Source organism: Microbacterium sp. TNHR37B (genome assembly GCF_001620065.1).
Lineage (GTDB): Bacteria > Actinomycetota > Actinomycetes > Actinomycetales > Microbacteriaceae > Microbacterium.
This window is the reverse complement of the sequence record NZ_LQGV01000003.1, coordinates 1,293,375-1,305,679: the sequence shown is the minus strand read 5'-3', so window position 1 is coordinate 1,305,679 and position 12,305 is coordinate 1,293,375. Positions and strand designations below refer to the sequence as shown.

General features: G+C 69.9%; 4 protein-coding genes. 2 read left to right on the top strand and 2 right to left on the bottom strand.

From position 1 onward, the window contains the following. Positions 1–69 precede the first annotated feature (69 nt). Positions 70–6,309: a DUF7507 domain-containing protein gene (locus AVP41_RS14020; RefSeq protein ID WP_067165613.1), complete on the bottom strand. Its 6,240-nt coding sequence runs from the start codon at positions 6,307–6,309 to the stop codon at positions 70–72. A 275-nt stretch (positions 6,310–6,584) separates the two neighbouring features. Beyond that, the gene (locus AVP41_RS14015; RefSeq protein WP_067165609.1) at positions 6,585–9,023 is read right to left on the bottom strand and encodes a LuxR C-terminal-related transcriptional regulator; all 2,439 of its coding nucleotides are present in this window, start codon (positions 9,021–9,023) and stop codon (positions 6,585–6,587) included. A gap of 406 nt (positions 9,024–9,429) precedes the next feature. Between AVP41_RS14015 and AVP41_RS14010 the strand changes: the two genes are divergently transcribed. Together AVP41_RS14010 and AVP41_RS14005 are read left to right on the top strand one after the other, a co-directional pair. Continuing rightward, entirely contained in the window at positions 9,430–11,340 is a 1,911-nt protein-coding gene (locus AVP41_RS14010; protein ID WP_067165606.1) for a glucose PTS transporter subunit IIA, read from the top strand. Between the two features lie 61 nt (positions 11,341–11,401). After that, positions 11,402–12,298 carry a PRD domain-containing protein gene (locus AVP41_RS14005; protein WP_067165603.1) on the top strand — a complete coding sequence of 299 codons (897 nt, stop codon included), beginning with the start codon at positions 11,402–11,404 and terminating at the stop codon, positions 12,296–12,298. Positions 12,299–12,305: the final 7 nt, after the last annotated feature.

The window sequence follows — 12,305 nt, the reverse complement described above, 5'->3', positions numbered from 1 at the left end:
GTCCACGACGCGCGGAGCGGGGGCTCCTCGGGTGCGCGCGTCGTGGACACTCGGCGGGGGTGGGGCGGGTCAGACGTCCTGGAGGCGACGACGACGGAGCACCACGATGAGGGTTCCGACGAGGATCGACAGGATCCCGGCCGCGATGGGCAGCATCGCGACGGTCGACCCCGTGTCGACCAGGCCCCCCGGCGGGATGTCCGGGACGCCGCAGGCGGTGTCCGCCGCGGACAGGCCGTTGTGCGTGACGGCCGCCGTGTTGGCGAAGCCGCCGCGGTCGGAACCGTCGCCGGTCGGGCAGGTGACCGTCGTCGTGTCGATCCCGTTCTCGGCGACCTCCGCCGTGACGGTGACCTCGAAGGTGTGGGTCTCCCCCGCCGCGAGAGTGCCGTCGGCGACGCGAACAGCCGGGGCGCCGTCCGACTCCTGACCGGTGAAGCCGTCGTTCAGGGTCACTCCGTCGGGCCCGGCGACGTCGACGTCGAGCACCGTGATCCCCGTCCCGTAGCGCAAGCGATCGGTGAGGGTGTAGTCACCCGCCGCCGCCCCGTCGTTCACGACGTCGATCTGGTACGCGATCGACCACACGCCCTCGCGCAGCTCCTTCGGGGCGCCCACCAACGACTTCGCGATCGAGATCGAGGGCAGTTCCGCACACGCGGTGTCCTCCTGGGTTCCGCCCGACGGATCGGTGAGCGTGGCGACGTTGTTCAGACCCTGAGCCAGCCCGTTGCTCCCGGGAGGGAGCGTGCACGCCGTCGATCCCGTGCCGTCGGCCCCGATCGTCGTCGGGTCGATCCATAGCGGCACCGAGACGATCACGGCGACCGTGTAGACGTGCGGCGCGTAGCCCTCGTCGTCGAGACCGGCCAGCGCGACGTCCGAGGCGATGCGCGGCTGCTCCGCACCGTCGAAGCCGGCCTCGATCGTCACGCCCTCGGGCCCGGCGACGGACACGTCCGTCACCTCGGCAGCCTCGAGGAACCGGAACGTGTCGTCCAGGTCGTACGTGGTCGCCTCACCCCCGACGTTGCCGACGGTCAAGGCGTAGACGACGCGCCACGCGCCCTCTCCGACGGGCTCGGCCGAGACCAGCTCCTTGTCGAGGGTCGGCTGACCCGGACGCACGCATGCGTCGTCATCGCCCTCGATGCCGTTCCACGAGACCTGAGCGACGTTGTTGAGCGCGCCGGCAACCGTGCCGCCGGGGCCCGTGCAGGCGTCGCTCGATCCCAGCTCCACATCGGTGAGCACAGCGGAGTAGCGGACGACGACCGTATAGACGTGCGTCGCGCCGGCGGCGATCTCCTGGCCGGTCACGAGGCGCGGCTGGTCGAGGCCGTCGAACGTCTCGTCGAGCTGAGCGCCCTCGACGTCGGTGGTGACGTCGACGATCTCCTCCACCGTGACGCCCTCTCCCGGCGCGAGGCGGTCATCGAGGTCGTACTGCCCCTCGGCCTGCCCGGAGTTGGTGACCCGGATGCGGTAGCTGACGTCGTAGACGCCGGCCTCGCCCGCCACCGGCACGACCGCACCGGCGACCTCCTTGACGATGTCGATCAGCGGCAACGTCGCGCAGGCGTCGTCTCGGCTGTCCTCGCCGTTGTGCGAGAGCCCGGCCGTGTTCGCGAGCGCGCCGCTCTGGTCGGAACCCGGCTCGGGACAGGTCAGCCCGGCCGGAGCGCTCCCCTCGAGCACGGCGTCGTCGAAGGTCACGACGACTTCCACGCGGTAGACGTGCGCCTCCCCGGCGGCGAGCGCCTGATCGCGGACGATGTCGTTCTGCTCCGCGCCGGCCGTGCCGGTGCCGGTCCACGACGCGAGCGTGTCGACCCCGTCAGGTGCCGAGACGACGGCGGCGGAGACGATGTCAATCCCCTCGCCGTAGCGCAGGCGGTCGTCGAGGTCGTAGTCGCCCGAGGCGGAACCGGCGTTGGTGACGGTGAGGTCGTAGGCCAGCGTCCAGGTGCCGTCGCCGTTGGCGATCGGCCCCTCGGCGACCTCCTTGTCCAGGAGCAGCCACGGCAGGCCCGCGCAGTCCTCGTCCTCGGCGACGATGCCGTTGTAGCTGACCGAGGCCGAGTTGGCGAGGCCCCCGTCCGCTCCGCTGCCGGCGGGAGCGCACGCCAGCGACTCCGTGGACACCGCCGCCCCATCGAGCTCGACGGTGACCTCCACACGGTAGGTGTGGGTGCCTCCCGCGGCGAGCGTCACGGACGACGCGATGCGGTTCGCTTCGGCGCCCGGCTCACCCAGACCCGTCCACGTGGTGGCCGGAGTCACGCCCTCCGGCGACGAGACGATGCGCGATTCCCGCACATCGATGCCCTCGCCGTAACGGAGCCTGTCGTCGAGGTCGTACTCACCGACGTCTCCGCCCACGTTCTCCACGACGAGGTCGTACGCGATCGTCCACGTGCCGTCGCCGTTCGGCGTCGGTCCGGAGGCGATGGACTTGTCGATCGTGAACGCCGCCACGCTGACGCAGGCCTCGTCGTCGTCGGTCAGCCCGTTGTGACCCACCTGCGCGGTGTTCGACAGACCCGACGAGCCCTCCGGCGTCTCGCTGCCGCAGGCGCTCACGACGGGGACTCCCTCGCTCGCCCCGATCCCGATCAGCACGCGGATCCGGTAGGTGTGGGTCGCGCCCGCACCGAGCTCGACGCCTTCCGCGATGACGTTCTCCGGTGATCCGGCGGTGCCGAGTCCGGTCCAGTCGTCATTGGTCGTGACGCCGTCGGGCGCGTCGGTGAGCTCACGCTCGATCACCTCGAGCGAACCCGTCGGCGTCATGCCGTCGACGAGGTCGTACTCACCGGCACCGGCCCCGCTGTTGGTCACGGTGAGGAGGTAGTCGATGCTCCAGGTGCCATCGCCCTCGGGCGTCGGGCCCCCTGCGACCGCCTTGACGATGTCGATGGAGGGGAGAGCGGCGCATGCGGCGTCGTCCTCGGTCGTTCCGTCGACCTTGGTGAGTGTCGAGGTGTTGGTGAACGCTCGCGCCTCGGAGCTGCCGTCGGCACCACACGCCGTGGGGTCGTCGTCGCCGCCCACGCCGTCCAACTGCAGCGGCGCATCGGCGATCACGCGGAGCTCATAGACGTGCGGCTCATAGCCCTCGTCGTCGTTGCCGGCGAGGTAGACGTTGGTCGCGATCCTGACGTTGTCCTGTCCGTCCCAGGCGGGGTCGAACAGTTCCACGCCGTCGGGGGCCGAGGTGACCTCTGCCGAGACGACGTCGACCTGGTCGGTGAATCGGAGCTCATCGACGAGCGAGTACGTCGTCGACGGAGTGTCCTGGTTCGACACGGTGAGCCGGTAGTCCAGCTGCCACTGGCCGTTGCCGATCGGCGTTGCGCTGACGAGCTCCTTCTCGTGGGTCGGGTCGCCGACGACGCGGAATCCGGCCGGGTCGCAGGGGATGGTCGGCGCGATCTGCGAGTCGGCCGGGATCGCGGCCTCCGCGCAGGCCGTGTTCACGACGGTGTCGGCGATCGGGTTCTCGATCACGAACGAGAAGGTGTGATCCTCCGAGTCCCCCGGTGCGAGCTCGGCGATCGTGAAGGATCCGAGCTCGGGGTACTCGTCGTCCGAGATCTCGAGGTCCGTCAGCGTTCCCTGACCGGTGTTGGTCACCCGGATGAGGAACTCGACGGTGTCGCCGATGTGGAAGGTCGGATAGGTCGCAGCATCGTTGGCATCGATCCACTCGCCGTCCTCATCGCGGACGTACTTCTTGAGGTCGGCGGAGTAGTAGTTGGCGATCGTCGTCTCGTCCGAGGTGCGCATGACGAGACGCGTGTTCTCGGCGCGACCCTGCGCGCGGTTGACCAGAACGTCGCCGCCCGCGACGCCGTCGGTGACGATCGGCACGGTGAACGCGTAGGTCGCCTGCGGGGCGAGGGTTCCGGTGATCACCCGGACGGCGGTGGCGCCGGGCTGGAAGGTCGTCGACCACCCCACCGTGTTGCCGCCGGGGTTCCCCGCCGAGCCGTTGCTCACGTGCGCCGGGTCGTCGGAGAGGAGCGCGGGCGGCGTCGTCGTGTAGTACACGGTCGCCCCCGGCGCGACGATCGGACCCGACAGCTGATACGAGCCGGCGAAGTCGGTGCCCCGGCCGTCACCCACGTAGGGGAGGATGTCGATCGTGTCGGTGAAGGCCTGCGGAAGCGGGTCGCGGGAGATCACGCTGACCGTCCACGATCCCTCACCGACGCCGTCGCCGGCGACGTTGGGGATGTAGCTCTGGTCGGCGGTCTTCACGATGCGCGTGATGCCAGCGTCGTTCGAGGTGACCGTGGCGCGCGCGGTGTCGGAGACCTCGCCGTAGGTGGCGGTGACGGTGTTGGTCAGCGTCTCTCCACCGGCGATCGTCGGCGCGAACGTCGTGTCGTACGACAGGGTCTGCTCGGTGTTCGTGGGGACGTCATTCAACGTCCACGTGAGCGTCTGCTGACCCCCCGCGGTGGTCACGACCGGCTCGGGCGAAGCGCTGCCCGCAACGTAAGTCACGCCCTCTGGAAGCACGTCGCTCAGCACGTACCCATCGACCTCCGGCGCAACCTGACCGGTGCCATCGGCGGAGTAGGTGAGCGTGTAGGTCGCCGTCGTCTCACCGGGGGTGATCACCGCGGGGGAGACCGCCTTGGCGACGTTCGGCTCGACGCCGATGATCCGCAGGATGTCGCGGTGGTGACCCGTGAACGGATAGCGCGTTTCCGGGGTCCGCGTTCCCACGTCGGGGATATCAGAGACAGACATGCTGCGGTTCGGGTAGTACCAGGGAGGGTTGGCCGAGCTCGGCCCGGTGTAGGCCGACCACATCCAGACGTCCTGACCGACCGCGACGTCATCCTTGATGCGCTGGTATGTGTCGAGGAACACGCGCGACGTGGCGGGAACGTCGGTGCTCGGGTTGTAGAGCACCCGCACCGCGCGGACGGTGGAAAGGTCCGCAGGAACAGTCGCCGACCACCCGGTCGTCCCGTCACAGCCTTGCCAGGCATTGGGGTCGTAGCTCGCACTGAGCGGGTTGAGCAACGCCGCTGTGCCGGTGTAGTACTCGATCGTCCCCGGTAGAGGAGCGTTGTTGTTGTTCGAGTCATAGAAGCTCGCACTGGTGAAGGTCACATACCGGGTATCCAGAATGTTGCAGTTACCCGCGATCGGCCCCGGTGTCGCGACATTCGCAATCGAGAGCGACGAGCGGGAACGCACCTCGGTGCCGGTCGCCACCCTCAGCGTGTCCGACCACGACGATGTGTCGCCCCATCCGCCATAGTTCACACCAATCGACCAGGGGTTGGTCGACGAGTTGTTGGACGCGTCATCAGCGCTCGTCGTGCCGTCAACAGCGGTGTAGGTCACGGGTGCCGCCGCAACGGTGACGCTCCCCTGCGTCTCTTCGCTGGAGACTCGGATCCAGAAGGCACCGGATGCAATCGCCTGTCGATCCGTGGGGAGGGCGTTGCCGACTGAGTCACGAGTCGGCACCTGGGTCTTGCTGTAGTCGAGTCCGCTGATCACGAGTCGATACGTGGTGTTGGTCAGACGCGTGAGCGTACAGGTGGCGGCAGGAGCCATCTGGTCAGCCGAATGCGTGCCTCCGGACCAGGGGTGCCCCGAGGCCGACGACGTGTCGAACGGGCCACAGGCGTTCGACAACTGCACCGTCGGAGCGCCATGCGTGTTCGTCACCGTCAGGTCGTAGGTGACGCTCGCGGGACCGGCCGGGCCGTCCGTGCCGTGGAAGATCGTCCAGTTGAACCGGAGATCGCGCGTCGTGGTTCCAATGTTGCGCTGGTTCGAGTTCGCTCCGAAGGCGATGTCCATCATGAACGGGTTGGCGACCTCGAGCGGCGGAAGGGCGACGGCCGGAGCGCCGGGGATCTCGGCCGTGACACTCACCTGCTCGCCCGAGAGAGCCGTCACGCGCATACCGCTCGTGAAGGTGATGGCCGATCCGTCGAAGCGGGTGCCGAGGTCACAGACCAGCACGGTTCCGTCGGCGCTGATCGTGGAGGTGGCCGGAGCACACACCGCGGGGACATCCTCGAAGATCGCACCCGTGGCCGTGACGGTGGCGAGGATCGGGTCGTCGGTGGGCTCGTTGCCCGGAGCCGGCTGATCGTCGTTGACGTTGAGCCACCACCGAGCGTTTACGACGTCGTCCGTGCGGACCGTGTCGGGTGGGAGCGGGGTGTCCTGGGCCCACTGGCCCTCGAGTTCGAACACGCTCGCTGCCTGGGCCGACGCAGCGGTGCCGACGGAGAGCAATGAGGCCACCAAGGCGCCCACGGTGACGAGCACGGCACCACGCCGCCCTCCGTCTCGTCGCCCGCCGCGCCGGCGACCATCATCGCGGAGGTGTCGAGCGGGGACTCGCATCATCGAACGTGCCACGGGGGGACCTTTCACATCGACCTCTTCTCGCCGACGAGCGAGAGCAGTCATCGCGCTCGGGGGGGCACGCGACGATCCTTGCCATGGTCACAGGGTTCTCACAGACGGGACCGAAAATGGTCCGCTGTTTGGTACGCGCATCATCCGCGGCGCTTCTCCCGCGACGGTTCTCCGATGGCGGGTCACGCGTCGGCGAGCAGACCCTCTCGGCGAGCGGCGGCGAGAGCGGCCTGACGGTCGTTGACCCCGAGCTTGGCGTACACGGCGGCCACCTGTTTCTTGACGGTGTTCACCGAGACGCTCAACGCGGCGGCGGCATCGGCGAGACGTGCATGCTCGTCGATGGCCCGCAGTACTGCGGTCTCCCGCGGCGAAAGGGTGACCAGCGCGCCCTCCCGCGGGTACACCTCTCGGACGGCGCGGACGCGCTGGACGTCCTCGGCGGCGAGCACGACGGGGTACTCGACCGACAGCGCGTCGAATGCATCGCGACGCATGCCGGCGAAGGGAACCAGCGTCGCGATCTCGCCCGCCAGGCCGCCCGCACGCGCGAACGACTCCCCCGCCAGGGCATGGTCTCCGGCGGCCCATGCCGATCCGGCGAGGATCGCCGCCAGCTCCGCTCGGTCGCGCGGTGACAGCTCGGCGCTCCACCCGAACCCCGTGGCCTCGGCGTGGACTCCGACATGGTCGCCGACGATCGCGGCCATCCGGGCGCGAGGAACGGAGAGGACCACCGAGGGCGCCACCGACTCGTCGAAGAACCTCCGGGCCCGGTTGACCTCCCCGAGCGCGAGGAGCAGATCGGCGAACGTCCGGTCCAGAAGCCGGCGGATGCGCCCCTGCGGCGGCAGAGTCGGCGGCGCCGATGCGCGCAGTCGTGAGACTTCGCCGATCATGACGGCCGGGGAACCGAACAGCAGGGCCTGTCGAGTGCGGGTGGGCAGGAGCAGGGGCCACTCGTCGAACGCGGTCCGCGACAGTGCGCGATGATCCAGCACTCCCGCGGGCGAGGGATCGAGTCGATCGAAGCGCAGCAGCGCCCGAGCGACATCTGCCGGATAGCGGACCAGGTCGCCGTAGGGACCGTGATCGCTGTCGAGCTCGTCCAGGCGCCGCAGGAGCTCGCGCGTCTGCGCCGTCTCGCCGCGGATGGCACGGGCCGCCGCCGCCGACGCTGCGGCGATCGCCGCGATGAACTCCGCACCCGCGAGAGGCGCGGCCGCGACCGACTCCAGCCTCGGCACGCCCTCCGGGTCACTGTGCGACGCCTCGGTGAGACCGCGCTGCAGCCGCAGCCACGCGGCCGCCGCCGTCGTCGCGAGGGGCGGATGGGCACGATCATCGAGTCGCCGACACAGCCGCAGAGCCTCCTCATAGGCGTACCCGCGACGGTGCGCGATGACCGCGCTGCTGACCACGAGAGCATCGGTCGCCGAGGCCGGCGCGGCGGTGGGCGCAGGCGCCGACCATCCCAGCTGCTCGTAGGAGCGAGGACCGGTGACAGGGTTCTGCAGCGCTGACAGCACCGACGCGGCGAGTCGCACGCCGGCGTCGGCGGATCCGAGCCCGCGGGTCCGCTCGACGAACGACGGGACGACGCGAGCGCTCAACCGTCGCGTCAGCGCCGGCCAGTGCTCGACCCAGAGCCGCCCGAGCAGGTCGTCGTCTGCGGCCGACGAGGCGTGCCGGACGGCGGCGACCAGGGCCTCGTCGTCGTGAGCCGCATGGGGCAGGAGGCTCCGCGCGGCCGCCGAGTGCAGGGTGTCGAGGTGAGCTGCGAAGTGTCGTCGCCCCGCCTCAGCGAGCACCTCGCCGATGAGAGGCGGAAAACGCCACGCAGCGGGCCCGGCACCTCCCTGGGGACGGAGGAAGCCCGCCGACACCAGTGAGGCGAGCGACTCGTCGACGCGTCCGGAGGGGGACGCCGCGCTGACGCTGTCGACGACCACCCGCGCGATATCGACCGTCACGTGCTCAGCGAGCGCGAACAGCATCGCGTGGCCCATCGTCTCGGGATCGGCCGGGAACGCTTGAGTGTGGACGAAGCTCAAGCCGGCGAGCCGGGCGGCGTCGCCGGAGAGACGACCGGCGACCGCGCGGGCAAGGCCGATCCACCCCGCGGTGTCGGCCACGAGCTCTTCCGCCTCGTCGTCGGTGAGCAGCTCTCCCCAGCCCCACGCGGCCTCGCGCAGATCGGCCGCGTCGACGCGGAGCTCGCGCTCGTCGATGACCGCGAGCGTCGCGCCTCGCGAGGGCAGCCGGTCGATGACGGGGTGGTGGCGCCTCGAGATGACCACGAGGCGTGTCCCGGCTGCATCGAGGACCTCGAGCAGCGCGTCGAGCGCATCGAGATCCCGGACGCGGTCGGCGTCATCCAGCACGACGATCGCGGGGCCGCCGCCGGCCCCCGCCCCTCGCCCCTCGCGAATCTCCGGCGGAACCTCTCCGTCCAGCCACAGCACGCGCTGCCCGTGATCGCGTCGGGTGCGAGCCCACGCGGCGACCAGCGTCGTCTTGCCCGAGGCGACCGGACCACGAACGAGGGTCACATCGGCCCCCGCATCGAGGCGGGCATGCAGCCGTTCCTGCGAACGCTGCGTCGGCTGATGAAGGGTCACGCGCATCCTCGGAGCTGGGTGGGTCCGGTGACGACAGAGATCGGGCGACTCCCGTCTCGACGTCCAGCATGGCCCGCACCCGCATCGCCATGACGCCGACCCGTCCGCCATGCGGAGATCGAACGCCGGACTGCGGATTCCGGCGAACGCCACCGACGCCACCGACACGGCCGAGTGTCCACGACGCGCCGGGTTTGGGCCGGGCCGGGCGGCGCGTCGTGGACACTCGGCGGTGGGGTTGACGTCCCCCGCGCGGCTGAGGATAATTCTCGGCGGGACACCCGTCCCACGTGAGGATTGCTACTGCACGGCAGGCGAGACCTCCATCACGATCCATTCGTGGTGTGAGGTCTTTTTTGTTGCCCGCAGGCGAGACTTCCGCAGATCATCCAATGAAGGAGGAGCCGTGGTCACCACGGACACGGATGCGACTCTCGCGCGAACGATCGGCGATCTCGTCGGTGGAGCCGAGAACGTCGCGTCGGTACACAACTGCACGACCCGACTGCGCTTCGTCGTGCGCGACGAGGGCAAGGTCGACTTCGATCGGCTGAACGACACCCCCGGCGTGCTGCAGACGGTCCGCGCGGGCGGACAGGTGCAGGTCGTCATCGGCACCCACGTCGACCAAGTGCGCGACCGCCTCGTCGCGCTGCCCGGCTGGTCCCGCCTCGACGACACCGCCGAAGCGACGGGGAAGCGCCGGCCGCTGGACGTCGTGTTCGACTTCCTCGCGGCGACGTTCCAGCCCCTGATCCCCGCGATCACCGGAGCAGCCCTCGTGCAGGTGCTCGTGCTGCTGCTCACCCAGTTCGGCGTGCTCGCGGCCGACAGCCCGACCGCGGCGGTGCTCACCGCCACCGGAAACGCGGTGTTCTTCTTCCTCCCCGTCTTCGTGGGCTTCACCGCGTCGCGCAAGCTCGGAGCCAACCCGTTCGTGGGCGCCGCGATCGCCGCCGCTCTGCTGCACCCCGCCTTCACCGCGATCGGCGAGCAGGGATCGGTGGCGCAGGCGTTCGGGCTGCCGCTGTTCATGTACTCCTACGCCAGCTCGATGTTCCCGGCCCTGCTCATGGCGCTGGCCCTCGCGGGCTTCGACCGCCTCCTCAAGCGCGTGCTGCCGCGGGCCCTGCAACAGGTGTTCGTGCCCACGCTGGAACTGCTCATCCTCGTGCCGCTCACGGCCCTCGTGTTCGGGCCGATCGGCGTCGTCGTCGGACAGGGAATCGGCGAGGGGCTCGCCTGGCTCAGCACGAACGCTCCGCTCGTCTTCTACGTCGTGGTCCCGGCGCTCTGGGTCTTCCTCGTCGCGATGGGCATCCACTGGGCGCTCATCTCCATCGCCCTCGTCGAGCTCGCCGCCGGGAGCAGCGTCATCATCGGCGCGGCGTTCGGGTACCAGTACGCGATCTTCGGCGTGGCGCTCGGCATGGTCATCCGTGCCGCGCGCGAGCGTAACGGGAAGCTCCGCGACACGGCCGTCGCCGCCACGATCTCGGTGGGGATCGGCGGGATCACCGAGCCGACGCTCTACGGGCTCGTGCTCCCCTTCCGTCGCGTGCTCATCATCCAGATGATCTCGGCCGCCGCGTCGGGCCTCGTGCTCGGCATCTTCGGCGTCTACGGCGTCGGCTTCAGCCCCGCGCCGATCCTGGCGCTGCCGCTACTGGTGCCGGTGGTCGGAGCCGTCATCGCCCTCATCGTCGGCCTCGTGGTGCCGATCGTCCTGCTGCAGGTGTGGGGCTACCAGAAGAAGGGCACGGCCTCCGCGGAGTCCGCCGACGCCGAGGCCACGCAGTCTCCGGTCCTCGGCTCCGGCTTCCGCGGCCTCGTCGACGGTGCTGCCCGCACCGCCACGGTCGTGGTGGGGGCGCCCCTCGCCGGCACGGTGCTGGCGCTCGCACAGACCCCCGACCCGATCTTCTCGGGAGGGCTCATCGGACCCGGCGTCGCGATCGACCCCACGGGTGATCGGGTCGTCGCCCCCGTGGGCGGCACCGTCGTGGCCGTACCGGCCACCGGTCACGCGATCGGCATCCGCACCGACGAGGGCGTGGAGCTACTCATCCACGTCGGGATCGACACCGTGCGACTCGAGGGCAAGCACTTCACGACCCGCGTCGTGCAGGGGCAGCGCGTGGCGGCCGGCGACCTCCTCGTGGAGTTCGACGCCGCCGCGATCTCGGCGGCCGGATACTCGCTCGTCACCCCCGTCGTGGTCACCAACCTCGGCGGCGACCAGCGCGTCGACCTCCGCGCCGAGGGCGCAGTGGCCGAGCGCGATCCTCTGTTCACCATCCACCCGGCGTCCGACTAGCCACCTCCTGGCGGGGCCGGCGACCCGACGCCGGCCCCGCCCCACCGCAGACGAGAGTCTCATGCGCACCATCACGAAGATCTTCAACAACAACATCGTCAACGCCGTCGACGCCGACGGCGAGGACGTCATCCTCGTGGGAGCCGGCGTCGGCTACCTCACGAGCAAGGGCAAGCCGGTCGACGAGTCCCGCGTCGAGCGGGAGTTCCACCTCACCGGCGTCGGCCGCAGCGGCGCATTCCGCGTGCTGCTGGAGGTGCCCTACCCCGTGCTCCACGCCACGACCCGCGTGTCGGAGATGCTGTCGAAGACCTACGGCATCGAGCTCCCCTCGCCCGTGGAGGTGGGGCTTGCCGACCACATCGCGCAGTCCATCCGGCGTATCGACGACGGCATCCCGCTCTACAACTCGATGTTGTGGGAGACGAAGATGACCTACCCGAACGAGTTCGCGATCGCCCTCCACGCCCTCGACGTCATCCATGCCGAGCTCGGTCGCAAGCTCCCCCTCGACGAGGCCGGCTTCATCACGCTGCACCTCGTCAACGCCGGCCTCGTGGGCGATCCCGGCCGCGCGATGACCCTCGGGACGACGATCCGCGCGCTCATCGACATCGTGCGCGAAGACCTCGGCATCGAGGTCGACGGATCGACGACGGCGAGCGCGCGCTTTCTCACGCACATCAAGTTCGTCGTGCAGCGCCTGACCCGGCACCGCGTCCACCACGGCGCCGCCGACGAGTACTACGCGGCTCTCATCGCCGACAACGCCGACCTCTACGCGTGCGCGGAACGCATGGGCGCATACCTGGACTCCACCTTCGAGGCGGGGGTGACCGACGAGGAGAAGATCTACCTGCTCCTGCACCTGATCACCCTGCGCGACGAACAGCGTCGCGACGCCGAAGCCGGCACCACCGCACCCGCACCCGCACCCGCACCCGCACCCGAGAAGTGAGACAGCC

Bases quoted from the DNA above. Each gene is read 5' to 3' on its own strand.
- AVP41_RS14005 (WP_067165603.1), top strand. From the start codon at position 11,402: ATGCGCACCATCACGAAGATCTTCAACAACAACATCGTCAACGCCGTC.